The following is a 25,632-nucleotide window of genomic DNA, read 5'->3' on the forward strand; positions in this document are numbered from 1 at the left end:
CAGAGGGGGCTGACGTGACGAAAAGACTTATTTTACTTGCATCTCTTTCGCTGGTTCTTGCCACACCGGCGGCCGCCGAACTCGAGCGGACCGACTTCGGCGACTGGTCGGTACGCTGCAACGAGAAGAACTACTGCATCGCCGAAACCGGTGGCAGCGGCTCCAATGGCGAACCGTTCCGGCTGAAGGTGGAGCGTGGCGCCAAGCCCGGGGCACAGGTCTACGTGACCCTGCGTCCGAAAACGCCTCTCGAAACCGGCTTGCGTGCCCGGATCGAAATTGAGGGCGACGAGGACAACGTCGGCTTCTTCGGCAAGGCTGACAAGATCTACACCGGCAATGAGATGACCTTCGGTGGTGACGCAGACCGGGACCTGATCGAAAACCTGCGTCTTGGCCAGGAAGCGTCGGTCCAGATCGAATATGGCGGCAGCACCGGCACGATCACCTACGAGGTCTCGCTGAGCGGCATCACGCATGCGCTGTTGAAGATCGACGAGGTTCAGGGCCGCATCGGCCGGCAGGATGCCATCGTGGCCTGGGGTGGCCTGCCACCGGAAGAAACAACCGGCATTGCGGCCGCCCCTGCAACGGCTCAGCCAGCCCCGGCACCGGCACCGGCACCGGCCCCAGCCGAACCGGTGGCACAAGCACCTGCAAAGGATCTGCCGCCGCCGATCATGCCGTCGCAGGAGACCAACAACAGCGGCCTGGACAGAGGTGCACGCGGCCAAGTCTATACACTCAACGAGCTTCCGGACGAGATCCAGATGATGGGTTACCGGACGCTGAATTGCCAGCTTGCGGAAACGGTGCCTGCCTTCGGCGCGCAATACTACGCGGAAGGGGACGTTGAAACATGGGTCGTTCCCTGTCAGATGGCCGACGTCAACGTGCCCTATTACATGGCGACCCATGTTCCCTTCGACCCATCGCTTGACGAGTGGAAGGAGTTCGAAACACCACCGGGCTTCAACCAGCCCAACCATGCTCTGGTCAACAATCTGTTCTTCGACCCGGACAACGGCCAGGTCACGGGCACCACCTACTCTTCACCCAACTACGACTGCGGCACCTTCGAGCGCCATGAGATCGACGCGGAAAGCGGCAACTACACCTTGGTGGAATATCTCGAAAAATCCGACTGCGACGGCATCACCGGCCCGCCCGAAGGCTGGCCGCTGAGCTGGACGATTGACGAGATGGGGGATTAGGCCCTTCGCTGGATAGATCTTCACGGGCTGACGTTTGTGGTTTCCGGGTCTGCATGACACCTTCGACCCGAAACACCACCGTCATTCCGGACAAGCGAGGCGCGCCTATTGCTTCTCCGGAAACAGCCCATGAAACACCGCGCACTGGATCATCAGGACGCCGTTCATGGTCTGGGCGTTCATGTCGACGACAATTTCTGCGTAGGCCGAGTTTGATCCCATGATGGTTTCAAGCTGGAGCTTGCACTCTTCGATGTCGCCGTCGGTCTCGATCGCCAGACTGGTGGTTTGGCCACTGCCGATGTTGAGCGTCAGTGACAGGACGAGTGGATCTTCTTCGACGTGATCGCCTTCGCTCACCTCCAGAATGTCGCTGCCGGCAATCCTGTAGGTATAAAACACCTGATAGGCGGATGCGGGCAGTTGGAAAAACGATGCCAGGGCCAGAGCCAGAACCGGGGCCAGGCCCAGCAAAAATGCCTTTTGAAAAATGCGCATGAATATCTCCGGGAAACCGTGTTTGGTCTCCGGCATTTCGGCCAACGCCGGACGTAACGTCAAGCGTCATCCTCAAACCGCGCGAACACTGCGGCCCCCATCAACGCGGCCCCGATCAGCCCGGTACAGCCGGCAGGACGAAAAACAGGAGAATGGCAAGTGCGAAAGCCGCCAGTGCCAGAAGATAAAGCCGGGCAATCCGGCGGCGTGCCGGCTCGGCCTCATCGCCGAAGCCGCCACGCGTGAACATGCGCTTCCAAAGCCAGACGCCTTTGACAGGGGAAAGCGCTGCCTCCTCCAGAAGGTTCTGACGTCTGATGAAGAAGAGCGCGCTCACATAGCCGGCAATCATCAGCAGAAATGCCAGGGCCATGAAGGTCATGAAGATCAGATAAGCGGGTGTCATACCGTCCTTTCTTCGCGCTGTGGCCCCGGTCGGTCAGCAGCCAGCGTGGGCTATATGGTCCGTTGCACTCCGGCCCGAATGTTAACCATAGGTGCAAATCCGTTAAAATGCCGGGGATATCTGTCTTTTGAGGGTAACACTTCACACTGTATTCTGGGGCCGGCTTTCCCTGAGTCGTTGAAACCGCCAGCGCTTATGGGTTAATAAAGAGTTAAAGTTTTGCGTATCTTCCGCCGGGCGGCGCCGGTGGGACAGTCAGGAGACAGGAATGGGCATTTTCTCGAAATCCTCGCGCCCCGGCGGTGACCAGGAGCAGCGGGTCGAGACGAGGACAGAGGCAAGCGAAGTTCAGGAAACCGTACAGGTTCCTGAAAAGAGCAATATTGAGCATCTTTCCCCGTTTGCCCTGAAGATGCAGGAAAAGATGAACCATCTGGACGGGCTCAAGTCCCGGATCGGTGGTCTCAACCAGACCTTCGAACAGATGGCTGCCTTCGCGGCGGAAAGCCAGACCTCCATCCGCATGATGGCCGAATACCTTGAAGGCTCCCGGACGACCGTGGAGACCGAGGTGCGGCTGAAGTCGGAAAACGCCAAGATCTCCACCGACCTGCTCGACGCGGAACACAAGGTCCGGACGCTCACCACCCAGCTGGAAGATGCCCAGGCCGAGGTGCACTCGCTGCGCAAGCGCGCGACCGAAACCCGCACCGCGCTGGAAACCGCCCGCAACGACATCGTTTCCATCCGCGACAACAACAAGAAGGTCAACGAGGAATACCGGCTGCAGAGCGCCAAGCTGGTGGAAGCCAATTCCCAGGTGTCCGACCTCACCGGCAAGCTCAACGATCTGAAAGCCAAGTTCGAGACGCTGGAAAAACACGCCGAGAGCCTCGGCTCCGATCTGGAAGCGGTCCGTCACCGGGAAAAGGAGCTGCAGCAGAACCTGTCTGAAAGCGCCAAGCTGCTGGAAGACGAAATCCGCAAGAACAACCAGGTCACCAGCGAGCTGGAAGCGGTCAAGCGTGAAGTTGGCGAATTCCGCAACGACAACATCGACCTCAAATCCCATCTGGACGTTGCCAACCAGGAACTGGTCTACGCCAAGAACCGGCTTGAGGAAGAACAGCGCAAGCACGACAACGAGGTCTATGCGCTGAATGCGGAAATCGAGAACCTCTCGTCCCAGCGCCGCATCGGTGCCCAGTCGCTGCAGGAAATGGCGCGCGAGAACTCCACGCTGAAGGAACGCAGCCGCGATCTTCTCAAGCGCATGCAGGAAATCGAGCACCTGCTCGACAGCGCGCAGAAGAACCACGAAAAAGACCGCAACGAGCTGATGGCAACCACCGCCAAGCTGCGTGAACTGAATCTGCGCTACAACTCGGCCCTGACGGACCTGAACCACCAGCGCAACCAGAACCAGAAGTACGCCGACAACCTGGAAGACCTGATCGAAGAGAACAAGCGCCTGCAGCGCTACAAGATCCAGGTCGATACCGCCAACGAGCAGATCGTCCAGTTGAAGTCGGTCATCGTGAACTATCAGATGGCAATGGAAGGCCGCGGCCCGGCAGAAGAACTCGGGCTGACCGAAGGCTACGATCCGGCTGCCGAGCTTGGGATCACCGAACCGCTGCCGGGCAAAACTGAGCCGACGGAAATCGATGACGGCGGTTCCGACGACGACGGCCCGGACGGCAACACACCGGGCGGCGGTGACGACAAGATCGTCAAGCTGCGCGACTGACACGGGACGCTGGGTCGACGCTTTTCCCCGACCCATGCCCCGCCGCCAAAGTTTGGATAAGGCCCCGGCTTTCAAAGTCCGGGGCCTCGTCGTTCCAGGTTAGGTATTGTGCAGCGTTTCCCGCCGGACCGGAGCGTTGCCCCTCAGCTTTCCCCGCATGTCGATGAATTGATGACCAAGGTAATTGCCGCAGTTTTGCTGATCCTGCTGTCGCCGCTCTTTGCCGGCATTACCTTTCTTGTCTGGCTTACCGACCGTCAGTCACCGTTCTACATCGCGCAGAGAACCGGCCTGCGGGGCAGCACGTTTGCCATGGTGAAGTTCAGAACCATGCGCGCCGGAACAAGCAAGGACGGCGCAATCACCGCCGTCGGCGACAGTCGCATCACGCCCGTCGGCAGGTTTTTGAGAAACACCAAGCTGGACGAACTGCCCCAGCTTTTGAACATCCTTTGGGGGGACATGGCGTTTTTCGGACCGAGGCCGGAAGACCCGAGCATAGTCGCCCGCTACTACGATGACGAGATGCGGAAGTCGCTTCTCTTCCTGCCGGGCCTGCTCAGCCCGGGCACCCTGTGGGCCTTGAGAAACCTTCACTGGATCGACGGCGCCGCCGATACCGAGGCGGTTTATGCAAGTAAGATCCTGCCAGAAAGGCTTTCCCGCGACACCGCCTATTTCGAACGGGCTGGCGTCATCTCTCACTTTCGGCTTGCGATGACCACACTCGCCGTTCTGCTGCACCGGACAGTGTCGGCCAAACACCGGGAATAGTCAGCCGCTTCAGCCCAGGTCCGCTTGCAGGAAGTCGCAGATCCTGGACGCTTCGCCGGTGTTCAGGTCCATGTGGACCGGCAGACGCACCAGCCGGTCCCAGGTGCGTTCCGCACCGGGACAACTGCCTGCCAGATTTTGCCCGGCGAACCGGGAAAGATGCAGCGGCTTGTAATGGGACTGCATGCCGAGCCCCAACATGGCTGAGCCCTGCAGCAGCCGTTCCGCGGTTTCCCGGTCCTGCGCGAGAAACGCAAAGGAATAGCCGTTGGCCTGCGTCCCTTTTTCCGGCCGCAGGATCTCGACCGGCAAATTCCGAAGCGCTCTTTCGTAATAAGCCCAGATCGCACGGCTTTTGAAAAGGATCTCCTTTGCATGCTCCAGTTGGCTGTAGAGCAAGGCCGCATTCAGATCCGGCATCTCGAAGCTGGAAGAGACGGAGGTCCATTCATAATGGTTCACCTCCCGCCGGGCGAATGCGGGAAAATTCGTGCCGCGCGCCAGCAGTTCCTCAACGCGCTCACGCAGACGGGGATTGCCGCTGTTCAAAACCAGCGCCCCACCGTGACCAGCGCTGATGATCTTGGTTTCGTGGAAGGAATAAGCAGCAAACAGACCGCATGTACCAACCGCCCTGCCATCCTGTTTCGTGCCGAAAGCCTGCGCAGCATCCTCGATAATGACGATGTTGTGCCGATCGCACAGATCCTTGATTGCCGCCATGGGAGCGGCGGCCCCGCCATAGTGCACCACCACGACAGCACGCGTCCGGCTCGTCAGTCGCGCCTCCAGCGTCTCGGCTGTTACCATCATCGTTGCCGGATCGATGTCGGCCAGCACGATCCGGGTGCCCTTGCGGGCGAAGGCGGTCGCCGTTGCACAGAAAGTGAACGTGGGAACGATAACCTCGTCGTCCGGACCAAGATCCAGCGCCAGCGCCGCGACCTCCAGTGCGGACGTGCAGGAATTGGTCAGGAACACACGGTCATGGCCCACATGCCGGCTCACCAGCGCCTTCGCCTTGCGGCTATAGCTGCCACCGGCACGCAGATGTTTGCTGCTGAGCGCCGTTGCGACCGCGTCATAGGTGGCGGGCGGAATGTGGGTCGTATGAAAACGGATCGGCTGAGATGCCACCGCGACCGGCAGGTCCAGCATCAGAAGCGGTCCTCATCGGCAAAGCGGCGGACGCGGGAGCGCATGTCCCGACAGATCGCACGCAGTTCCTGATCGACCGAGCTCTTCTGGCGGTATCCAAGCGAGCGCAACCGGCTGTCGTCGATCCGATAGGCCAGGTCGTTGGTCTCACGGTCCGGAATGAAATGCAGGCCGGTGGAAACACCCGTTACGTCGGACACCCGGCGGGCAACCTCAAGCACCGACAGATCTTCCTCCCCGGAGATGTTGAAGATCTCGAGCGGCTGTTCGTCCTGTGTGTTGAGCAGGAGGCCGATCGCGGCGGCAAGATCGCCTGCGGGCAGGAAACTGCGCTCCTGGGCTCCGGTGCCTTCGATCGTCAACCGCTGCCCCTTCAACGCCTGCATGACGAACCGCGGAAACAGTTTTTCCGGGTTCTGCCCGGTGCCGACGGCATTGGTCGGCCGCAGGATGGTCGACCGCAACCCGCTCTGCGCCGCCATCATGACGGCTTCCTCGGCCATGGCCTTGGAAGTCGCGTAAGGGGTCGTCGGCCGCAAGGGAGCCGTTTCGCGCACCTCGTCCAGCGCAGGACCGTAGACCTCGTCCGTGCTGATGTGAATAAAATGCTTCACACCGGCGTCCAGGGCCGCATTCAAGAGCACCTCAGTGCCGGTCACATTGACGTCGAAAAAGAGTTCCGGAGCGGTAAAAGACCGGGGCACATGGGTTTCCGCCGCCAGATGGATCACGGCATCGCAATCATGCAGCGCCGCTGCCACGTCGATCGGCGAGCGGATATCGCCGCGTATGACCGGCAAGTCGCCCGCGTCTCCGACGGGCGCCAGACGCCGAAAATCGGCCGCGTATGATACGCGGTCGAGGATCACCGTCTCGGCGACATTTGCCATCCGGGCGACACGCTTGAAAACCTTCGACCCGATAAAACCCAGGCCTCCGGTGACAACGATCTTGCGAAAGGAAATGTTCTGTTTCGGAGCAATTGTTCTTGCGCAACGTTCCATATTGGCACGAATCCTGATGTCTGCAGCACTTGAGTGCATCATCAGCAGAATTCATGCCAGCCGCTGTCGGCAAGATGGTGTGCAAAAGTTGGAAACAGCCAGGCAAGTGCCGCTTGGCAGGCGACAATCTTGCCCGTAACAGTCAGGCTCGTAGCAGTCTGGCCGGTAAAAGAGCATCACCAGCCTGCGACGTCACTCCGGCTCTACGGTGAACTGCAGCGGATAACCCAGTCGAACCGCAGCATCGATGGCGCGTGTGGCTTTGGTCTCTGCGACGTCCCTTGGATAAACGGAGACGACGCAGACGCCCTTCTGGTGCGCGGTCATCATCACGACTTCCGCCTGAGACTCGTCCAGACGGAATTCCGCCTTCAGGATCAGGACGACAAATTCCCGCGGCGTGTAATCGTCGTTCAGCAGCATGACCTTGTAGAGCTTCGGCCGCTGTACTTTCGTCTTTTGCTTCAGTTTCGGTTTGAAATCGATCTCACTCATGACAATCGTCCAAGCTGACGCTTTAGGGTCCGCACGATGCGGTCTCACCTGATAAATGGAAAATGTGCCGGTTATTCCTCCGGCGACGTGCTTGCGGACCTGTTCAGCTCCCGATGCAATCATCTGACATGACGCAGCGTCCACAGTCGGCCCTTGCTTTACCCCACTATACTGCATCGCGAAATCGAAGAAAACATGACAGCCGGAAATCTTGCGATCACAAAGCGGAAATAAGCGCCAGCAAGACGCCCGACGACGATCGTCTGCCGGCGGCGCTCCAGATCTCTCCGTGAAGCCAAGGTGACCAGGAGCGCCTGCCGACCGCAACCATCAACGAAGGCGGGGGCCACTAATCCGGCAGCAATGTTCCCTCGTAGAGAGTTTGTGGCTGGGCCCCATGAGATGGTTTTCGGAGGATGGTTCGATGGTTCTTCAATTGACGACACACAGGTTTCGGTGGCACGGATTTGCCGCCGCGCTGCTCCTGGCTTTGACCGTGACCCTACCGGCTGGCCCCGCTCTTGCCGATCTCGGCTCGGCAGCCAGGCTGATGCCCTCGCCAGAGCTGGTCGGCAAGGGAAGAATGACCTTCCTCGGGTTCAAGGTGTTCGACGCCGAACTTTACGCCCCAGAGGGCAACTACAGCCCTGCGGCGCCTTTCGCCCTGAAGCTGACCTATCTGCGAAGCTTCAAGGGCAAGCAGATTGCCGAAAGCTCGGTCAAGGAAATCCGGCGATTGGGGGGCGTTTCGAACGCGCAACTGGCAAAGTGGCAAGCTCAGATGGAAGCCATCTTCCCGAGTGTGACGCCCGGCCAGTCCATCACGGGTGTCCGCACCGGCAGCGGTCATGCCGAGTTCTACCTCGGCAACAGGAAGCTTGGCACCATCACCGATCCGGCCTTCACAAAGAAGTTCTTCTCGATCTGGCTGGGCGGCAACACGCGTAATCCGCAGCTACGTGCAAAGCTGGTCGGGTCCGGTTCGTGACGCCACGCTCGTCGGGCATCGAAACGACACATCGGCAAGAGGAAGACGACGCCGGAAGCGTGACGCTTTCCAGCCTGGCTACCTATGGGGCGATGGCATTTCCCCTCGCCTTTGCCGGTTTGCCGATCTACCTCCACGCCCCGGACTTTTATGCCGTCACATTGCAGCAGCCGGTTGCGACGCTCGGCGCCATTCTTCTTTTCCTGCGCCTGTTCGATGCTGTTCAGGATCCCTTCATCGGCAGCCTCAGTGACCGGTTTCACCATGTGCGCGGCGCGGTGCTCGCATTCGGAGCGATGATGCTCGGTGCAGGCTTCTGGATGCTGTTTCATCCCCTGGAAGCTGCCCCCCTGGTCTGGTTCGCCGCTTCCGTGCTCATCTGCACCACCGGATTTTCGATCGTCACGATCAACTATCAGACCCTTGGCGGCCTCTGGAAAATCAGCGCTTCCAACAGAACCCCGGTGACGGCAGCGCGCGAAGGCTTCGGGCTTGCCGGCCTTCTGGTCGCATCCGTCTTGCCTGCCGCCCTGGCAACCCTGACCGGCCTTGAAACAGCCTTTCTCTATGTCACGCTCGGCTACCTGCCACTCTTGGCGGTCTCACTATGGTTGCTGCTGCGCTGGATGCGATCGGTGTCGCTTGAAACGCCGCAAACGGACACTCCGGTGATGGGGTGGTGGGCCCTTCTTCGGAACCGCTGGCGGCGTCTGTTCTTCGGTCTTCTGTTTCTCAATATTTTCGCCAGCGCCATTCCCGCCGTCCTGGTGATGGTCTTCATCCGCGACCGGCTCGGCGCTGAAAGTTACACAGGCCTGTTTTTGCTTGTTTACTTTCTCTCCGGCGTGATCTCCATGCCGCTCTGGACCCGGCTTGCCCGCAGCTTCGGGAAGGTTCGGGCATGGCAGATATCGCTTGCCGTCGCCATCCTCACCTTCTGCTGGGCAGCGCTGCTTCAAGAGGGCGACCTGATAGCCTATGGCCTTGTGTGCGCGCTCTCCGGCCTGGCACTTGGCGCCGACCTGGCCCTGCCCCCCGCCATTCTGGCCGACCACATCGATGAAGACCGGCGTCAGGGGGAAGCCTCACGCCTGTTTGCGGTCATGGCGTTTCTGTCCAAATCCGCCCTGGCGCTGGCAACAGGCATTGCCCTGCCGCTGCTCGGCCTGTTCGGATACCAGCCCGGCATCGAAATGACGGCGGAGCTGAATTTCATGCTCAGCGTCACTTATGCAGCCTTGCCATGCGTGCTGAAGCTGTTCGCCCTGTGCGGACTTTTACTGTACGAAAAAGACCTTGCTCTCAACCGATCCGCCGTGTGACGCTGAGCTTGTCATTACCCTTGCCGGAACGATGCAGCACCTTCTGAAGACATGACCCTACGCCCGCCTCAGTTGATCAGCCCTGCCGACAAGGACCCGCTCGCGGCAGCGCTCGAGAACGAAGTCCTCAACGAGAAGGCCTCCACACTTTCCCGGCTTACCAAAAAGCTGGAAAAGGCTCTCGCCGATCTGAAGTCGGCGGAAGAAGCTCCTGACACGGACACCGAAACGCTTCAAAACCGGCTTGCCGAGGCCGGTGAAGCGCTCTGGCATGTCACCATCCAGCGGGAATTGTGCGGCTTGCGGCAACACAGGGCCTTCTATGATTTCCTGGCCGTTCCGAAGGCGGTTCGCCTACGCATGGGACCTGCTGCGGCCTTCCGTCCGAAGCCGGTCTCCTGACAATCCGCAGGCCTGTGACCCGCATCACTTCTTTGTTGATGTCCCTGCCCTAGAGACAGGAACCGGTTGCATCTTCGATGCTGCAGTGGTTTTTTCTGGGGGCTTTTTGCAAGATGAGTTATTTACAGTCACATCCGGCGAGCTATGTGAAACAGCTAAAGTTCGCAGGAATGACCGCATTTGGTCGGCAAGAAACACAAGATAAAGCCAGGCGCAGAAAAATTATGGTGTGCAGGAAGACCCGTCATCTCGGCCAAATTTCCAGACTGATGACTGGATACCTGATTTTTGGTCTGCTTCTGGCACCCCTGGCGCTGCCGCTTGCGACAAGCACGACCGTGCAAGCGCAGTCGGTGCGGGTGGTTCCGGAAGGAAACCGGCTCAAGAACCAGCCGAAGATCCCCTACGCGTCCTCGCGCCGCACTGCCGCCTCGAAGTCATCCTATGATGCCAAGTTCGACAAGGTTCTGGCTGTTCTGAGACGTGACCGCCGTCTGATGGGGTCCATCAAGCGTGTGTCCGCGCGCTACGGCATCGACCCGATCCACATCATCGGCGCTATCGTCGGCGAGCATACCTACAATTATGACACGCTCGACAGTGCGCAATCCTATTATGTGAAGGCTCTGTCCTATGCAGGCATCCGCTTCGACTTCGAACTGAACGGAGAGCATGTCGACACCTTTGTCGAACGTCCGCAGTTCGAGCGCTGCCGCAAGGACCACATCCAGAAAAGTTCGGACCGCATGTGGTCCTGCTACGAGAACGTCTGGAACAGCAAGTTTCGCGGTCGGGCGGTCGACGGCGTGCGCTATCCGAGAAAGAACTTCAACGAAGCCTTCTTTCAGCCGCTCTATTCCGGCCAGAGTTTCGGCCTTGGCCAGTTGAGCCCCCTCACCGTGCTCAAGATGACGGACAAGGTTGCCAGAACAAGCAACTTCCGCAAGCTGACCGCCGCAGATTCAGAAGCTGTCTACAAGGCGACCATGGACCCCAATATCTCGCTGCACTACATGGCCGCCATCATTCAGGACTCCATCGCCGCCTACAAATCCGTCGGCAAGGTGGACATTTCGAAGAACCCCGGCCTGACCGCAACGCTCTACAATCTCGGAGACCCCTGGGACCGGGCCGCGAAGTTCCGCCGCAGCGGCCAGAGCTGGCCGCAGGAAAACTACTACGGCTGGCTGGTCAACGACCGCATCGACGACCTGAGAGCCCTGCTCTGACGGCTCTGGTCGCCTGAGCGGACGTTCCGTCAGCGCAGTTCCGGCCGCCTGTCTCCGCCTCAAGTCAGGAACGGGTTTGTTTCGCGCTCGTGGCCGATGGTCGAGGCCTGGCCGTGGCCCGGAAGAAACGCGACGTCGTCCCCGAGCGGCAGCAGCTTTTCCCGGATCGACTTGATCAGGGTCGCATGATCGCCCCCCGGCAGATCCGTGCGGCCGATGGAGCCGGCGAACAGCACATCCCCGGAAATCGCGAAACGCAGTTCCTTGTCGAAAAACACCAGGTGACCGGGCGAATGACCGGGGCAATGCAGCACGTCGAACATGCGGCCTGCGATCTCCACCTGATCGCCCTCAACCATCCAGCGGTCCGGCGTGACGGGCTTTACGCCCTCAACACCGAATTGCACCGCCTGGTCGGCCACCCTGTCGATCAGCATCTGATCGGCCTCATGCGGGCCTTCCACCGGCACCTTGAGTGCTTCGGCAAGATCTGCCGCACCGCCGACATGGTCGATATGGCCGTGCGTAAGAACGATCTTCTCAACCTTGACGCCCTGCTTTTTGACGGCCGCCAGGATCTTGTCGACGTCGCCGCCCGGGTCGACCACCGTCCCGCGCATGGTCGAGGGGTCCCAGATAAGCGAACAGTTCTGCTGAAAAGGCGTCACGGCAAGCACCATGACCTGGATCGGCGGCATACCGTCTTCGTGATTTTCGCCGCCGCCGGAATTCGTAGTGTCTTGCGCCATGGCAGCCTCCTTTAACAGCGGCCTTGCACGGCCCAATGTAACAAATACGGGACAACACCGTCCGGCGTCGTCTTTCTGATCAATCGCGGCTTCACCTGGCCGCGTGCATTTCGTACAAGATGTATGGACCTGTTGGAAGATGCCAAGCACATTCGGATAGCCGGAGCTGATGACGCCACGACTGTTAACACTGCTGATGACTGTTGCCGCAGCGCTTATGGGCGCTTCGAGCACAATGGCGCAGCCCGGCCGGACAACCCCCAGCTTCGAAAGCTGGACGGTCGATTGCGGCAATACGGGCGTGTGCTTCGCCTCATCCTTCACCCGCAGCCAGTCGGTCTGGGTCGATGTGCGCATCGTCCGCGACTGGCAGGCCGAGGCACAGCCGCTTGTCCGCGTGACCACAAACACCGAGTTGCCGCAGGACGGCACGCTCAAGTTCGAGGTGGACGGCGCTCCCATCGAAGCCCTGCCGATCGAACAGCTTCGCGAAATGCAGCCGGCGGTCAATCCACCGGCCGGCTTCCGCCCGCTGGGTGGAGAAGGCTTCTGGTATCCGACAGGACCGGCAACAACGACACTGCTTGATGCCATGCGCATGGGCAAGGAACTGACCATCCGCCTGCCCGCTGCTACCGCCACCGGCACCGAACCTGTCGCCGTACCTGTCTCTCTGCTTGGCCTCAAATCCAGCCTGCTCTGGCTCGACAACCGCCAGGACCGTACCGGCACGGTTGCTGCCATTGTCGCCCCCGGCACCGACCCGGCCAGGGACGCACCCCATGCCATTCCGCTGATGAGCGCCGACCAGCTCCCGCCGGAAGTCGCCGCCGTGTGGTCTGCCAACCGTCTTTGCTCGGAGATCGACCCGACCATCTTCGCCAGCCTGAATGCGGTCCGTGTGCCGCTCGCCGACAGCGCCGCTCTCTATATCATCCCCTGCGGCGCTCCGACCGCCTACAACAGTCCCTATGTGGCGGTGCTTTCCGGCAAGGACGGCGCGGCCCGTCAGGTTCATGTTGCCCGCATGTCGGAAAAGGGTCCGATAGCAACGGATCTCATCTACAATGCCAGATGGATTCCGGCCGACCAGCAGCTCGTCAGTTACTTCAAGGGGTCGGGCGTTGGCGAATGCGGCCTGTGGAACCGCTGGGTGTGGAATGGCACCGGTCTGGTCCTGCTTGAAGAAGCGGCCAGGAAGACATGTGACGGTACGGAACCTGACTTGTCCAATTGGTCAAACACCTGGCCGCTGAAAAACGCCTCCAATTAAGGCTTCCACCAAGGATTTTCTTGCGATTTTCCCTGTCCCGCCCTTATGATGATAACGCAGCGGCTGGAGAGGGATGCGGCAGGTTTGCTCAAGCCCTATCCCAGAATGTTGATCGGGCGCACGGAGTGCGCCTGAGTGTGGTGACTCGACTGTGAAGGCGGGTGAGGTTGGTCGTTATGTGCCGAAAGGGCGCAACAATTAAGGTGATTCGGTAATGCACGATGGTGATTCGGACCGGCGGTCGCGTGGTCGGCGCGGCGGCAAGCGCGAGTTTGGCGGTCCGCAAGACTTCGGCAGTGATTTTGGCGGAAACGAGTTCGGTGGAGACTTCTATGGCGGCGGCCGGGATGGTGGCTACCGCGGTGGACGCGACAATGATTTTGGTGGCGGCTACGGCCGCGACGACAATAAAGAAGGTGGCTATGGCGGCGGCCGGGGCGGTTACGGCGGCGGTGGCGGCCGTGGTGGCTACGGCGGCGGTGGCGACCGTGAAGGCGGTGGCGGTTACGGCGGCGGCGGTGGCCGTGGTGGCTACGGCGGCGGCGGACGTGAAGGCGGCGGCTATGGCGGCGGCGGACGCGAAGGCGGCGGACGCGAAGGCGGCGGTTATGGCGGCGGCGGCAGCCGTGGCGGATATGGCGGCGCCCCGCGTGAAGGTGGCGGCTATGGCGGCGGCGGACGCGAAGGTGGTGGTTATGGCGGCGGCGGCGGCCGTGGCGGCTATGGCGGCGCCCCGCGCGAAGGTGGCAGCGAAGGCGACAGTGGCTTCCGTCAGCAGCGTCCTCGGCGGGACATGCCGCCGGTCGAGCGCGGCCCGCGTCAGTCTGGCACTGTGAAGTTCTTCAAGAACGACAAGGGCTTCGGCTTCATTACGCCGGACGAAGGCGATGCGGATGTGTTCGTGCACATCTCCGCAGTCGAGCGTTCCGGTTTTGCCGGCCTGGACAGCGGCCAGCGTGTGTCTTTCGAGACCGAACCGGATCGCCGGGGCAAGGGACCGAAAGCGGTCAACCTGCAGGCACTCGAAGACGGCGACGCACCGCAGGAAGACGACGGCGGAGCGGCCGAAGAATAAACTCCGATACTCCCTGCGGTGCAGGAGTTCGAGAGTATGACGCCAGTGGGCGCAGCCATGCTGCGCCCACTGTCTTTTCACCGATAATACCGGCACTGCCTCCCCCCACACGTTTTCGAGCTGCGCCCGGTAGCCCGATCATCCGCTCTTCCGGCGACCAACGGATCCAGCGGACGCCTTTTCACATCCCGCCGAAGTGCCTATAAGGCCTGTCCGAATTCCATATAGGTGCCCCATGCTTGCCGTTTCATCCGATACCCTGACCATTCGACCATTCCTACCAGGCGATCTCGGCGCGTTGCTTCCGCTGAACAATGCTGCCGTACCGGCCGTGAACGAGCTGACCGCCGAAGAATTGCTCGACCTCGTCAATTCGGCCCTGGTCTGCCTTGTGGCCGTCGTGGACGACGCGCCAGTCGGTTTCCTGCTGTGCCTGGGAGACGGCACCGGCTATGACAGCCGCAATTATCAATGGCTGAGCAAACGCCTGTCCAACTTCGCTTATACCGACCGGATCTGCGTCGACGAGACCCTTCGCGGCAGGAAGATCGGCGATGCGCTTTACGGTGCCCTGTTTGAACGGTTCGCCGGCACTGGCCGCGTGTTTGTTTGCGAAGTCAATGAACGGCCCGCCAACCCGGGGTCGATGCGCTTCCACAGCCGGCTCGGTTTCACGGAAATCGGCAAGGCCGATCATGGCGACAAGGCCGTCGTTTTCTTCAAGCGCGAAGCCGAACCGGCTTCGGGAACCAGGACAGAATGAACTACCGCCACGCCTACCACGCAGGAAACATCGGCGACGTTCTGAAACACGTCGTTCTGGCCCGCCTGATCGCCTATTTCCAGCGCAAGGACAAAGCCTTCCGCATCCTGGACACCCACGCGGGCATAGGTCTCTACGATCTCAATTCGCAGGAGATGCAGAAGACCGGCGAATGGCAACTTGGCATCGGCAAAGTGCTTGAGGCGGAAATTCCGCCGCAGGTGGCGGATCTGCTCGCCCCCTGGCTGGCAGCGGTACGGGCGCTCAATGAGGGTGACGCACTGACGGTCTATCCCGGCTCGCCCATGGTTGCCCGGCAATTGATGCGCAAGCAGGACCGGCTCACCCTGACGGAACTGCACCCGGCGGACTTCAAGACGCTGGCAGAGCGGTTCGCGGGCGACCACCAGGTCAAGACGATCCACCTGGACGGCTGGCTTGCCATGGGCAGCTTTCTGCCACCCAAGGAAAAGCGCGGCCTCGTGCTGATCGATCCCGCTTTCGAGGTGACGGACGAATTCTTCCGCATGACCGATGCTGTGGTGAAGGCCTACAAGAAATGGCCGGGTGGTACCTATGCGCTCTGGTTTCCGATGAAGGATGCAAGAGCGATCCGCCGCATGCATGAAGACTTTGCGGAGGCAGGCCTGCGGGATGTGCTGTGTCTCGACCTCAATGTCGGCAAGAGCGGGCCGGACACCAGAATGCTCGGATCCGGGATGACACTGATCAACGCCCCCTTCACGCTGGCGGACGAAATGCGTCTGGTCCTGCCCTGGTTGTGCGACATCCTGCACCAGGGACCCGGCGCGAGCTGGAACGTGGCGCAGTTGATCGGCGAATAAAGCCCCTGTAGTGACACTTTTACCGGGATCGAACCTTGACCTTCCGATCCGGCTCCCCCATCGTCTCCCTCACAGTTTGCTTTCCGGAGTTTATGCCGTGCGTATTGCCCGAACCGTCTGTTTGACCCTGTCAGCCTTGGTCTTTTGCGCAAGCTTGGCTGCACCGGCGGCCGCGAATGACGACCGTGTCTATTTCTCCTTTGGCAGCGACAGTAGTAAGCGCCTGCCGGATTGCACGGCTGCATCCGTTCAGAGCGCCGTTGCCGGTACCGTCGCCCGCGCCCGCAAGGACTATTACGGCGGCCGCACCATCTTGAGCATCGACGGAATCAGCGAAGTCAACGCCCGCGGCGGCGATGTCAGCCCGATCGAGCGCCGCTACTGCAAGGGCACGGCCAGCCTGTCCGATGGCACCCTCCAGGCGGTCCACTACATGGTGGAAGAGGACGCCGGCTTTGTCGGGCTGAGCTGGAATGTTGAGGCCTGCCTGGCCCCTCTCGACCAGTGGCGGGTCTATGGCGACCATTGCAGCACGGCACGCCCGCACTGAGGCTCCAGCCTTGCCCCTAGAAGGTTGATCCATGGCGCTGCTCCGCCGCATCGGAAGACTGTCCGCCTGCCTCCTGGCGGGGCTTTTGGGCCTGCCCGCCTGGGCCGATGAACCCGGCAGGTTCGATTTCTACGTCCTCGCCCTGTCCTGGTCGCCGACCTATTGCAAGCAGGAAGGCGCGGACGCCAACCCGCATCAATGCGACGTCTCCAAACCGTTTCGCTTCGTCGTGCACGGCCTGTGGCCACAATATGAGCGCGGATTTCCGGAAAGCTGCCATGGCGCACCACAGCGCATCGACCGGCAGATCGCGGTTTCGATGGAAGACATCATGCCGAGCCACAATCTCGTTTTTCACGAGTGGCGCAAGCATGGTACCTGCTCCGGCCTGACGCCGGAAAACTATTTCGCTCTTACCCGCGAGGCGTACGACAAGATCACCATTCCGGGGGCCTTCCGCACGCTCGACAAACGCGGCAAGGCCGCGCCCGACACCGTTGAAAAAGCCTTCCGGCTTGCCAATCCGGGCCTCACGGAAGAGGGGCTTGCAGTCACCTGCGACCGGGGCGAGCTTGAGGAAGTGCGTATCTGCCTCACGCGGGATCTGGAATTCAGGTCCTGCCGCGAGGTCGACAGGTCCGGCTGCCGCGCCGGCAGCATGTCTGTGCCGCCACCCGGCGCTCGCTGAACGTTTTCGACACCCCAACCGCCCAAGTCTTTCAGGAGTTCGGCCCCATGATGAAACTTCGCTCGTCTGCCCCTTCGCCTTTCGGCCGCAAGGTCAAACTCGCCCTGTCCATTCTCGGTCTCAAGGGCAAGGTCGAAGTTGAAGACGCCAATACCGCCGACCCCTCCGACAGCCTGCGCAGGCAGAACCCCCTCGGCAAGATCCCGGCACTGGTTCTGGAAAACGGCGACGTTCTCTACGACAGCTCCGTCATTCTGGAATATCTCGATTTCCTGGCCGGCGGCGGCAAGCTGTTTCCCGAAGGCGAAGCCCGGTTTCCGGTCCTGCGCGACCAGACGCTGGCTGACGGCATTATGGATGCGGCCATTCTCCGGGTCTACGAGAAGCGTTTCAAGGAACAGAAGTACCGTGACCCGGCGTGGGACGCCTATCAGGCAGGCAAGATGGAACGCGGCCTGAAGCACTTCGAAGACAACACACCGCCCACGCCGGCCACCGCCGCAGGCGTCAACGCAGGCTCCCTGACGCTGGCCTGCGCGCTCGGGTATCTGGACCTCCGCTTTGCCGGTAAATGGCGCGAGACCCATCCGAAGCTGGTGGCCTGGCTGGACGCCTTCGAAGCTGCCGTGCCCGCCTTCACCGACACCAGGGTTGCGCCAACTCCCGTGCCGGAAAACGACCCGGCCCCGCTGCGGTAATCACCTGAGCGCAGTCGCCCCAATCAGCCAGCCCGCATGACGCCGGGCTGGCTTTTTTCGACCGCAGGCCATTCCCCTCCAGAACGAGGTGTGGCCCCATTGGCGACGCCGATTAACGTAAGGGCAACTAGGTGATACAGTTCTAATGCCAGCGGAATGAGCGCACGGGGCATGCATCTTGGTCGACTTGATCTACATACCGGGTTCACCGGCTGAACTCATCGACAGGATCACCATCCTTGAAATCAAGGCGTCCCGCATATCCGCACCGGACAAACTGACCCATGTCCACTTCGAATTGTCGTCACTCACCGACGTTTTCGACCGCCACCTGCCTAAGTCCGCCGAGCTCCAGGCCAGGAAGGCCCAGCTAAAGAGCCTAAACGAAACCCTCTGGGGCCTGGAAGACGACATCCGGAACTACGAACGCGCGCAGGATTTCGGAGAGGGCTTCGTCAATGTGGCAAGGCGCATCTATCAGACCAACGACAAACGCACAGCGCTGAAACGGGAGATCAATACCAAACTCGGCTCCCGCATTGTCGAGGTAAGATCCTATTCGGACGGCTGCAGTCTTCCGGACAACCCATCTGCGTCTCAGAACAAAACCGAAGTTTGAAAACTGGTAGACGTTCGAAAGCGGATCTCTTGGATCCCGCTGCACCCAGCCATCTGGAAGCAACTGATAGACGTCATACCCCGGCAGCATCTCGGCGAAATCGTTCAGCGTCTTGCTGCGAAACATCTGATGCCAGTTGAATTCCATCTGGATGAGTCGCGGCCTGATCTCGGAAATCACCCGTGCCGCGCCCTCGAACACCTCGGCTTGAAAGCCTTGCGTGTCGATCTTGATCAGGTCAACCGCCGCCACGCTCTTGTCCTGGCGTCGGCTATCGAGTGACTCACCTCGGCTTCTTCACCTATTCTACAAAGAGCCAGGACAGAGGCGGACCGGTTGATTGAACACCTTGATCTTCGGCTGCTTACCGATCTAACCTAAGGTAAGTTAAGGCTAGACTTGAAGCATTCAGTTACGCGCCATTGTCAAATAACTGAGGACCCCACCGCCTCATGACCACGACGGAAATCTACAGCACGTATCCCCAGGAAACCTTGACCGACTTGCGGGAAACGCTTGCCGGTCAGCTCGAACATGTGTTCGGCCCGGTCCGGGGTAGCCTGCGGCACGAGCTTTGGGTGGTGGAAAAGGCTCTGGGGATGCACGGAGCGTATTTCAGCAATTCCGGCCAGGACAAGTTTCTGAACGATGCCGTTCTGAAGAACCGCGAGGGCGGCATTTTTCTGGAACTGGGCGGCTATGACGGCATCACCGGATCGAACACGCTCTTCTTTGAAAAGGAACTTGGCTGGACCGGGCTTCTGATAGAGCCCGTACCTTCCAACTATGCGCAGGCAGCTTCTGTGCGCCGCTGCGCCTGTCTCAACGCCGCAGTAGGCGCGCCGGTGCCGGTGGCGGACTTTCTCGAAATCCGGTCAGGCTACACACAAAGCGGTGGGCTTATAGACAGCATCGCGCCGGATCTTCTGGACAGGATCCGTCTGCACCCCGAGCACGACGAGCGTATTGCCAGGATTCCCGTGCGCTCGATCCGGGACATTCTCGAAGACATGGGCATCGACAGGATCGACTATCTCTCCCTGGATGTCGAAGGCGGCGAAATGGCCGTCCTGCGGGAGTTTCCCTTCGAGACTGTCCCGGTCGACACCTGGAGCATCGAGAACATTTCCGACAGTCCCGAGATCCCCTCCTTCATGGCCGGGAAAGGATACGAGGTGATCGAATTCATTGGCATCGACGAAATCTACAGAGCCACGTGAGCGAGAGACGGCGGCAAGAACCACATGACCAGGGATCCCGGCCATCTGACGGCAGACGACTTATACGCCCTGGCTCTACGAAGCTTCGGCCGCGAGCAATGCGCGGCGGCAATTGCCTACGCAGATGCCTGTCTGGAGCTTTGCCCGGATCATCTGGACGCCTGGCTGCTCCAGGCTGAAGTTCATAGTCTGGAGGAGCGGCCGACGGCAGCCCTTGCGTGCCTTACCCGGGCCGTTGCCACACAGCCGGCGAGCGCCACCGCCCTCCACCGCCTTATCGCGCACTATCTGCGCCTCGGGCGCTCGGGCGACGCTTTGCGCGTGGCGGAACAGCTCAAAAACCGGCAGCCGGATGATCCGGAGATCGACTATGTCCTCGCCGTTGCCCGCTCCAGGAGAGGCCAGCGCGACGAAGCCCTGGCCACCTTCAGGGAGCTGTTGTGCCACAATCCGCATGATGCCGGATCAGCCATCGAAGCTTCCTGGCTGGCTTTGGGACAACGGGACTATCAGGCTGGTTGGCCACTTTGGGAACACCGCTTCGGCTTAAACGTCAGCCCGGCGGCATCACAGCACCTGCCCTTCTGGGACGGGTCTCCGCTTTTGGGGAAGAAAATCCTGGTCCTGCCCGAGGGCGGCTATGGCGACATTATCTGGGCGGTACGTTTCCTGCCCGCGCTCAAGGCCACGGGTGCCAAGGTCCATTTTCTGTGTCCGCCTGCCCTTTTGCGCCTCCTGCAGTCCCTCGAAGGTGTCGACGAATGGGTCGATGAAGCAGATGGCCCGCATGGTTGCGCGCTTCAGGTGTCCCTGCTGTCGCTGCCCTCACTCTTGAACGTCAATGACCCGTCTCTTCATCCACCGGCGCGCCTGCAGGGCGACTCGTCGTTTGCCGAAAAGCGCGACAGTTTGTTGGCAAGGGCAAGAGCGCCGCTGCGGGTCGGCATCATCTGGTCGGGAAACGTGGACTATGGCGGCAACGCGGACAGGGCAGCACAGCTCCAGGATTTTCTGCCGCTTGCCGAACTCCCCTTCGTCCAGCTCTTCAGTCTGCAGAAAGGCCCTCCGCAACGCCAGCTGATCGAGGGCGGGCTCGGGGATCTCGTGATCGACTGCGACGATTTCGATTTTGCCGAAACCGCCCTCCTGATCCAGGCGCTGGATATCATCGTGATGACCGACAGCGCGGCCGCCCACATCGCGGGCGCGGTCGGCACGCCGGTCTGGGTACTGCTCGACACTTTTCCCCATTGGTACCATTGCTTTGAAGGGGAGAGATCGGACTGGTATCCGGGCATGCGCTATTTCCGGCAAGAGAAATCGCGCAACTGGACCGATGTTGTCGGCAATATAAGGGAAGCTCTGAAAAGAGTTGCGAAAAGCAGAGGTATTTTGTAACTTTATGTCAGTTTTAGAATTAAATCTTCAACATTATTAGGATATTGAGGGAAAAGCTTTGGTCGACCGTAAGAAGCCGGGAATCGATCAAGATCTCGCAAAGTTGGGTGCTGGTCGAAAGCCATCCGCCGACAGCTCCATGGGCAGCCGGCCGGGGCAAATGCATTCTGAAACGCTCACCGCCGGCCCGGCTGGATATGCTCCCTTCTCCAAACGGCCGGCGATGAACACGATCTATGCAGGGCATCCGGGCGCGCGGCGACCGGTGATGGACACCATCTACGCAGGGCACCCAGGCGCACGCCGCCCCGTCATGGACACCATCTACGCGGGGCACCCAGGCGCACGGCGCTCCGCCATGCACACGATCTACGCCGGCCATCCCGGCTCGCGGTTGCCGGTGATGGAAACGATCTATGCGGGCCACCCCGGCTCCCGGGCACCATCGGCAAATACCGTCTTTGCACCGGGCTATCGCGGTTCGCAAATTCTGACGCGGCAGGTCACCAACCCCTTTACCCGCCAGCCGGAGACTGTCTCCTACAACATCGTCACCGGCCTTTATCTGGACAAGAGCCTCAACCGCTGGCTCCCAGCCCCGCCCTGGATCAGTGCACAGTTCCGGCGGTAACAGGGGCGGCCCGCCCGTGCTGAGTTTCAACGTCAGCGTTGACGTGCACGGCGGAGACGGCGAAGAAAGCGGCCCGGCGACAATCGGGTGGCTTCTGGCGGAAAACGAATCCCGATTGATCTACAAGCCGCCGCAAAGGCTGAAACAGCCTTCGCCCTCACGCCCGCGAACCCATGCAAAATCGGTGACTGCGTGCCCGGCGGTTCTGGGGCTCGAAAGCCGGTTGTTCGAGGTGCAATGTCCCTGCGACCTGACACTTCGCATGGCAGAAACCGACTTTGGCGAACCTGCCGTTGTAAATGCCGACGGCCCCATGTCCACGGTTCGTGACGATGTCTTTGCCAATCTCATCATCCTTCATCCGCGTGAGGAATGGCGCGACCCCGGCAGGCCGATCCTGCAGATGCGCCTGCCATATATCTTCATAGCGGACGAGCCCACCTACATGTCGCAGCTTCCGCCCTTTCAGCATCTCAGAAAAACGCCCCTGCCCGGTCTGATGATCCCTGGACGGTTTCCGATCAACGTCTGGCCGCGAACGCTGACCTGGGCTTTCGAGTGGCACGATATCTCGGCACCTCTTGAACTGCGGCGCGGCGACCCACTGTTCTATGTCCTGTTTGAAGTCTTGCCCCAGTCACGGGCAATCCAGCTGGTCGAGGCGGAGCGCACACCGGAGCTGGAGGCCTATCTGCAGCAGATCAACGGTGTTGTCGGCTTTGTGAACCAGACATTTTCACTCTTCAGGGCGGCGGAAGAGCTGCGGCCGGCACACCTCGTTCAACCGAAAAAGAAACCCTAGAAAACCGGTGCCCCTCGCGGCTGCCCGAGGCGGCGGTTCGAGCCAACCGCTTTCCGAAGAAGGAATAGGAAATGGCGAACGAGGCTGGCGAAGCAACTCCACTCGTCATCATGATCGCGATGCCGACCCGCGGACAGGTCGAACTGCCGACCGTTCGCTCGCTCATCGCGCTGACACAGGAGTTTCAGCGTCACGGACTGCCCTTTGCCTTCGAAACCTACGGCGCGGCCAACCTCGTCATCAACCGCAATCACCTGATGAGCAGGTTTCTCGCTCACAAGGACTTCAGCCATATGCTGATGCTTGATTCCGACATGGAGTTTTCGCCCGAGGCCGTCTGGCGGCTGATCGCCTTCGGCGATGATTTCGTCAGCGCGTCCTACCCGCAGAAATATTACAACTGGGACCTGCTCCGGCACCTCATTGAAGCCGAAGCCGCTCTGCCGAAAACCGAGCGAACCCCGATGGAACAGCTCATCTCCCGCAGCACGACCTACAACCACCAGCTTCGCGACTACGACAACACGGACTGGCAGCCTGAGCACCGTGATGGCTTCATCTCCATCCCGGCAGGGGGCCAGGGCCTGACACTGCTGAGCCGCAAGGTGCCCGAAACAATGGTGGCACGCGGCGTCGTCACCCACTATCCCGACATGTCCCTGATCCCGGCCCATGCCGGCATGGAGTATTACGACTTCTTCGGCCATCTGCCGACGCCGGACGGACGGCTGTTCCTGCACGAAGATCAGAGCTTCAGCCTGCGCTGGGTCCGTGGTTGCAGCGGCACAATCTGGCTCGACTGCCAAACCACCATCCGCCACGCAGGGCAACACACGTTCGAAGGCAGATATGCCGACAAATTGCGCGACGACTTTCCCTCGCTTGAGGTTTGACCGCTGGCGGCCTGTTCAGCTGAAGCGGAAGGGTCTCAACCAACCAGCGTTCGCCCCTGAGGAGCTGTCTGCAACTGCCTGCCCAAACGCGAAAGGCCGCGCCCGAAGGCACGGCCCTTGTTGCAACAGTTTTTCGCTCGGGTCAGGCGACTTTCTTGCCCGACATGGCGTGAACGTCCGCAGCTCCCAGGCGCTGGCCGCCAATCGCCCAATCACCCTGCTCGACTTCCATAACGCGGACCCAGGTAACCGGGCGCATGGCTTCGCCTTCCACGGCGACCATGGCTTCGGTCACTTTTTCGATCAGCTGGTGCTTCTGTTCGGGGGTGAAAACGTTCTTGATGACATCAATCGTTACCAACGGCATTTCATATCTCCTGGTTCATGTTTCAGTGTTTCAAAACTATCGGCTGTTCCCGATGAACAAGAGATACGCCTTACCCAGCGGCAATGCTTGACGAGGACATGAATATAACTGACCTTTTCATGAAGACTTTCGGGAAAGGGGGATGTGTGCCGCAAGCTGACGCCCTGGTATATACCTTCGACGGCTTTGAACTGGACGGCGCACGTTTCGAATTGCGCCGTGGTGGCGAACGCGTGGCGATCGAGCCGCAGGTCCTTTCTCTCCTCTTGCTGCTGGTGGAAAACCGCGACCGGTTGGTCAGCAAAGACGAATTGATCGAGCATGTCTGGGATGGACGGATCGTCTCCGAAACCGCTGTAGCGGCACGCATCAAGGCGGCGCGCAAGGCGGTGGGGGACAAAGGTAGCGCACAGAAAGTCATCCGGACAATCCACGGCAAGGGCTTCCGGTTTATCGCAGAGACCGAGGTTACCAGTGCCCAGGTAACGGCCCATCCCAGACCTTCAGATCTGATCACCGAGGAGCAAGCCGCCCCGGCAATTGAAAACCTGCTGAAGAACGCCCTCGACGGGCGGCCTTCCATCGCCGTCCTGCCTTTCCAGTATTTCGGCGAACCGGGTCAGCATGAGATCGTGGCCGATGCCCTGCCCGCCGACATCATTGCGGATCTGTCGCGCCTGCACTGGCTGTTCGTCATCGCACGCGGATCGAGCTTCCGCTTTCGCGGGCCCGATGTGGATCCGCTGTCCGCCGGCCGGCAACTCGGTGTTTGCTATGGTCTCACCGGCACGGTGGAATGTACGGGCGGGAGCCTCACGATCGGCGTATCGCTGATCGACATGACCAGCAGCGGCACGATCTGGGCGGAACATTATCGTGCCGGCCTCACCGAATTGCAGCAGCTCAGACCGGAAATCGAAAGCCACGTGGTTGCCAGCCTGGCGGTGCAGATCCCGCAGAACGAAGCGCGGATCGCGCGTAGGCGCGCGCCGGGAGAACTCGATGCCTGGGCCTGTTTCCACCTTGGCCTGGATCACATGTACCGCTTCAACCGGCAGGACAACGCCCGTGCGGCGGCACTGTTCACGCAATCGCTGGAGCGCGATCCCTATTTCTCCAGCGCGATGGGCGGGCTGTCCTTCACGCATTTCCAGTCCGCTTTCATGCGTTTTTCAGACGATCCCGCAGCGGAGGTGGAAGAGGCACGCGCGCTGGCCCAGCAGGCGGTGGAGACCGACAGGTTCGATCCCTTTGCCCATTTCAACGCCGGGCGCTGTTCCTGGCTCGATGGCCGGCTTGAAGATGCCATCGCCTGGTTCGACCGGGCGACCAGCCTCAGCCCCAGTTTCGCGCAAGGCGTCTACACACGCGGGCTGGTGAGCGTGATGGCAGGACAGGCAGCGCAGGCCGATGTTGACCTTGCGCTGGCGCTGGACCTCAGCCCGCTCGACCCGCTCGCCTATGGCATGACATCGGCACGGGCGCTGGTGCAACTTCAACTGGGCAACATATCAAAGGCGCAAGAGCTTGGCGTAAAGGCGGCGCAGATGATCGGGGCGCACAAGCATATCTCGCTGATCGCAGCGCTGACGTCGCATCTGGCCGGCAAGGATGCCGAAGCCCGGCAATGGCTGGCACGGGCAAAACAGGCGGATCCGGCCATCAGCTCGGAAGTTTTCTTTGCGTCCTTCCCCTTTGCCGAGAATGGCGCTCGCGAAACCATAGAAAAAGCCCTGCGGGACCTCGGGGTGTGAAAAGGCTTCACGGCCCCAACACTGCCGGAAACCTGTCCCTCATCAAGGCTGGAATTGTGTGACGGCC

The 25,632-nt window shown here is 60.6% G+C and carries 28 protein-coding genes and 1 pseudogene; 21 read left to right on the top strand and 8 right to left on the bottom strand.

Features of this window, described 5'->3' with window-relative positions; all coding sequences use genetic code 11:
• Nucleotides 1-14: 14 nt before the first annotated feature.
• A complete protein-coding gene (locus tag SIAM614_RS20340; RefSeq protein WP_006937484.1) occupies nucleotides 15-1,214 on the top strand; it encodes a DUF1176 domain-containing protein in 1,200 nt (399 codons plus the stop codon).
• A 105-nt stretch (nucleotides 1,215-1,319) separates the two neighbouring features.
• Here the strand turns inward: SIAM614_RS20340 and SIAM614_RS20345 are convergent, their stop codons facing one another.
• Together SIAM614_RS20345 and SIAM614_RS20350 are read right to left on the bottom strand one after the other, a co-directional pair.
• Nucleotides 1,320-1,712, bottom strand: coding sequence for a hypothetical protein (locus SIAM614_RS20345; RefSeq protein WP_157139986.1), 393 nt, complete (start codon nucleotides 1,710-1,712; stop codon nucleotides 1,320-1,322).
• 115 nt (nucleotides 1,713-1,827) lie between these two features.
• Entirely contained in the window at nucleotides 1,828-2,118 is a 291-nt protein-coding gene (locus SIAM614_RS20350; protein ID WP_006937486.1) for a hypothetical protein, read from the bottom strand.
• 268 nt (nucleotides 2,119-2,386) lie between these two features.
• Between SIAM614_RS20350 and SIAM614_RS20355 the strand changes: the two genes are divergently transcribed.
• A complete protein-coding gene (locus SIAM614_RS20355; RefSeq protein WP_006937487.1) occupies nucleotides 2,387-3,868 on the top strand; it encodes a coiled-coil domain-containing protein in 1,482 nt (493 codons plus the stop codon).
• A 171-nt stretch (nucleotides 3,869-4,039) separates the two neighbouring features.
• Complete coding sequence (locus SIAM614_RS20360) at nucleotides 4,040-4,642, top strand: sugar transferase (RefSeq protein WP_040440722.1); 603 nt, start codon at nucleotides 4,040-4,042, stop codon at nucleotides 4,640-4,642.
• A gap of 9 nt (nucleotides 4,643-4,651) precedes the next feature.
• On the opposite strand, the gene SIAM614_RS20365 is transcribed toward SIAM614_RS20360, so the two are convergent.
• The 3 genes from SIAM614_RS20365 to clpS form a co-directional block, all read right to left on the bottom strand.
• On the bottom strand, nucleotides 4,652-5,800 hold the full coding sequence (locus tag SIAM614_RS20365) for an aminotransferase class V-fold PLP-dependent enzyme (protein WP_006937489.1): 1,149 nt from the start codon (nucleotides 5,798-5,800) through the stop codon (nucleotides 4,652-4,654).
• On the bottom strand, nucleotides 5,800-6,804 hold the full coding sequence (locus tag SIAM614_RS20370) for an NAD-dependent epimerase/dehydratase family protein (RefSeq protein WP_050789440.1): 1,005 nt from the start codon (nucleotides 6,802-6,804) through the stop codon (nucleotides 5,800-5,802). The genes SIAM614_RS20365 and SIAM614_RS20370 overlap by 1 nt, the downstream gene beginning before the upstream one ends.
• A 192-nt stretch (nucleotides 6,805-6,996) precedes the next feature.
• Nucleotides 6,997-7,299, bottom strand: a complete 303-nt coding sequence (gene clpS / locus SIAM614_RS20375) for an ATP-dependent Clp protease adapter ClpS (protein WP_006937491.1) — start codon at nucleotides 7,297-7,299, stop codon at nucleotides 6,997-6,999.
• 424 nt (nucleotides 7,300-7,723) lie between these two features.
• Between clpS and SIAM614_RS20380 the strand changes: the two genes are divergently transcribed.
• The 4 genes from SIAM614_RS20380 to SIAM614_RS20395 all read left to right on the top strand — a co-directional run bounded on the left by SIAM614_RS20380 (nucleotide 7,724) and on the right by SIAM614_RS20395 (nucleotide 11,240).
• A complete protein-coding gene (locus tag SIAM614_RS20380; RefSeq protein WP_006937492.1) occupies nucleotides 7,724-8,287 on the top strand; it encodes a chalcone isomerase family protein in 564 nt (187 codons plus the stop codon).
• Nucleotides 8,284-9,609, top strand: coding sequence for an MFS transporter (locus SIAM614_RS20385; protein ID WP_208984056.1), 1,326 nt, complete (start codon nucleotides 8,284-8,286; stop codon nucleotides 9,607-9,609). The genes SIAM614_RS20380 and SIAM614_RS20385 overlap by 4 nt, the downstream gene beginning before the upstream one ends.
• 51 nt (nucleotides 9,610-9,660) lie before the next feature.
• A complete protein-coding gene (locus SIAM614_RS20390) occupies nucleotides 9,661-10,011 on the top strand; it encodes a DUF6665 family protein (protein ID WP_040440692.1) in 351 nt (116 codons plus the stop codon).
• A gap of 269 nt (nucleotides 10,012-10,280) precedes the next feature.
• The gene (locus SIAM614_RS20395; protein ID WP_040440726.1) at nucleotides 10,281-11,240 is read left to right on the top strand and encodes a DUF1402 family protein; all 960 of its coding nucleotides are present in this window, start codon (nucleotides 10,281-10,283) and stop codon (nucleotides 11,238-11,240) included.
• A 59-nt stretch (nucleotides 11,241-11,299) separates the two neighbouring features.
• On the opposite strand, the gene SIAM614_RS20400 is transcribed toward SIAM614_RS20395, so the two are convergent.
• Complete coding sequence (locus tag SIAM614_RS20400) at nucleotides 11,300-11,989, bottom strand: MBL fold metallo-hydrolase (protein ID WP_006937496.1); 690 nt, start codon at nucleotides 11,987-11,989, stop codon at nucleotides 11,300-11,302.
• A gap of 169 nt (nucleotides 11,990-12,158) precedes the next feature.
• Here SIAM614_RS20400 and SIAM614_RS20405 point away from each other — a divergent pair, with 169 nt between their 5' ends.
• The 8 genes from SIAM614_RS20405 to SIAM614_RS20440 all read left to right on the top strand — a co-directional run bounded on the left by SIAM614_RS20405 (nucleotide 12,159) and on the right by SIAM614_RS20440 (nucleotide 18,500).
• Nucleotides 12,159-13,262, top strand: a complete 1,104-nt coding sequence (locus SIAM614_RS20405) for a DUF1176 domain-containing protein (protein ID WP_040440693.1) — start codon at nucleotides 12,159-12,161, stop codon at nucleotides 13,260-13,262.
• Between the two features lie 214 nt (nucleotides 13,263-13,476).
• Nucleotides 13,477-14,337 (top strand): cold-shock protein, encoded by an 861-nt coding sequence (locus SIAM614_RS33455; protein ID WP_006937499.1) that lies wholly within the window; start codon nucleotides 13,477-13,479, stop codon nucleotides 14,335-14,337.
• A 235-nt stretch (nucleotides 14,338-14,572) separates the two neighbouring features.
• Nucleotides 14,573-15,100 carry a GNAT family N-acetyltransferase gene (locus SIAM614_RS20415; protein WP_006937500.1) on the top strand — a complete coding sequence of 176 codons (528 nt, stop codon included), beginning with the start codon at nucleotides 14,573-14,575 and terminating at the stop codon, nucleotides 15,098-15,100.
• Nucleotides 15,097-15,945: a 23S rRNA (adenine(2030)-N(6))-methyltransferase RlmJ gene (locus SIAM614_RS20420; RefSeq protein ID WP_006937501.1), complete on the top strand. Its 849-nt coding sequence runs from the start codon at nucleotides 15,097-15,099 to the stop codon at nucleotides 15,943-15,945. The genes SIAM614_RS20415 and SIAM614_RS20420 overlap by 4 nt, the downstream gene beginning before the upstream one ends.
• A 97-nt stretch (nucleotides 15,946-16,042) precedes the next feature.
• On the top strand, nucleotides 16,043-16,495 hold the full coding sequence (locus tag SIAM614_RS20425; protein WP_198137362.1) for a cytoplasmic protein: 453 nt from the start codon (nucleotides 16,043-16,045) through the stop codon (nucleotides 16,493-16,495).
• Nucleotides 16,496-16,526: 31 nt separating this feature from the next.
• Nucleotides 16,527-17,183, top strand: a complete 657-nt coding sequence (locus tag SIAM614_RS20430; RefSeq protein WP_006937503.1) for a ribonuclease T2 family protein — start codon at nucleotides 16,527-16,529, stop codon at nucleotides 17,181-17,183.
• 47 nt (nucleotides 17,184-17,230) lie between these two features.
• Nucleotides 17,231-17,881 (top strand): glutathione S-transferase family protein, encoded by a 651-nt coding sequence (locus SIAM614_RS20435; RefSeq protein ID WP_006937504.1) that lies wholly within the window; start codon nucleotides 17,231-17,233, stop codon nucleotides 17,879-17,881.
• Between the two features lie 178 nt (nucleotides 17,882-18,059).
• Entirely contained in the window at nucleotides 18,060-18,500 is a 441-nt protein-coding gene (locus SIAM614_RS20440) for a DUF6165 family protein (protein ID WP_006937506.1), read from the top strand.
• 147 nt (nucleotides 18,501-18,647) lie between these two features.
• On the opposite strand, the pseudogene SIAM614_RS33545 reads toward SIAM614_RS20440, so the two are convergent.
• Nucleotides 18,648-18,752, bottom strand: a pseudogene (locus SIAM614_RS33545) (FkbM family methyltransferase); the annotation flags it as partial.
• Nucleotides 18,753-18,952: 200 nt separating this feature from the next.
• On the opposite strand from SIAM614_RS33545, the gene SIAM614_RS20445 reads away from it, so the two are divergent.
• From SIAM614_RS20445 to SIAM614_RS20465, 5 genes are all read left to right on the top strand, one after another.
• On the top strand, nucleotides 18,953-19,720 hold the full coding sequence (locus SIAM614_RS20445; protein ID WP_006937510.1) for an FkbM family methyltransferase: 768 nt from the start codon (nucleotides 18,953-18,955) through the stop codon (nucleotides 19,718-19,720).
• A gap of 24 nt (nucleotides 19,721-19,744) precedes the next feature.
• Nucleotides 19,745-21,118 carry a tetratricopeptide repeat protein gene (locus SIAM614_RS20450; protein ID WP_006937511.1) on the top strand — a complete coding sequence of 458 codons (1,374 nt, stop codon included), beginning with the start codon at nucleotides 19,745-19,747 and terminating at the stop codon, nucleotides 21,116-21,118.
• A gap of 160 nt (nucleotides 21,119-21,278) precedes the next feature.
• A complete protein-coding gene (locus SIAM614_RS20455) occupies nucleotides 21,279-21,749 on the top strand; it encodes a hypothetical protein (RefSeq protein ID WP_157139987.1) in 471 nt (156 codons plus the stop codon).
• A 16-nt stretch (nucleotides 21,750-21,765) separates the two neighbouring features.
• Nucleotides 21,766-22,551, top strand: coding sequence for a hypothetical protein (locus SIAM614_RS20460; protein ID WP_006937513.1), 786 nt, complete (start codon nucleotides 21,766-21,768; stop codon nucleotides 22,549-22,551).
• Nucleotides 22,552-22,622: 71 nt separating this feature from the next.
• Nucleotides 22,623-23,444 carry a hypothetical protein gene (locus tag SIAM614_RS20465; RefSeq protein ID WP_006937514.1) on the top strand — a complete coding sequence of 274 codons (822 nt, stop codon included), beginning with the start codon at nucleotides 22,623-22,625 and terminating at the stop codon, nucleotides 23,442-23,444.
• Between the two features lie 142 nt (nucleotides 23,445-23,586).
• On the opposite strand, the gene SIAM614_RS20470 is transcribed toward SIAM614_RS20465, so the two are convergent.
• A complete protein-coding gene (locus SIAM614_RS20470) occupies nucleotides 23,587-23,811 on the bottom strand; it encodes a tautomerase family protein (RefSeq protein WP_006937515.1) in 225 nt (74 codons plus the stop codon).
• Nucleotides 23,812-23,909: 98 nt separating this feature from the next.
• Between SIAM614_RS20470 and SIAM614_RS20475 the strand changes: the two genes are divergently transcribed.
• A complete protein-coding gene (locus SIAM614_RS20475; RefSeq protein ID WP_198137363.1) occupies nucleotides 23,910-25,565 on the top strand; it encodes a winged helix-turn-helix domain-containing tetratricopeptide repeat protein in 1,656 nt (551 codons plus the stop codon).
• The last annotated feature ends 67 nt before the right edge of the window (nucleotides 25,566-25,632 follow it).

Source organism: Roseibium aggregatum IAM 12614, assembly GCF_000168975.1.
GTDB classification, from domain to species: Bacteria; Pseudomonadota; Alphaproteobacteria; order Rhizobiales; family Stappiaceae; genus Roseibium; species Roseibium aggregatum.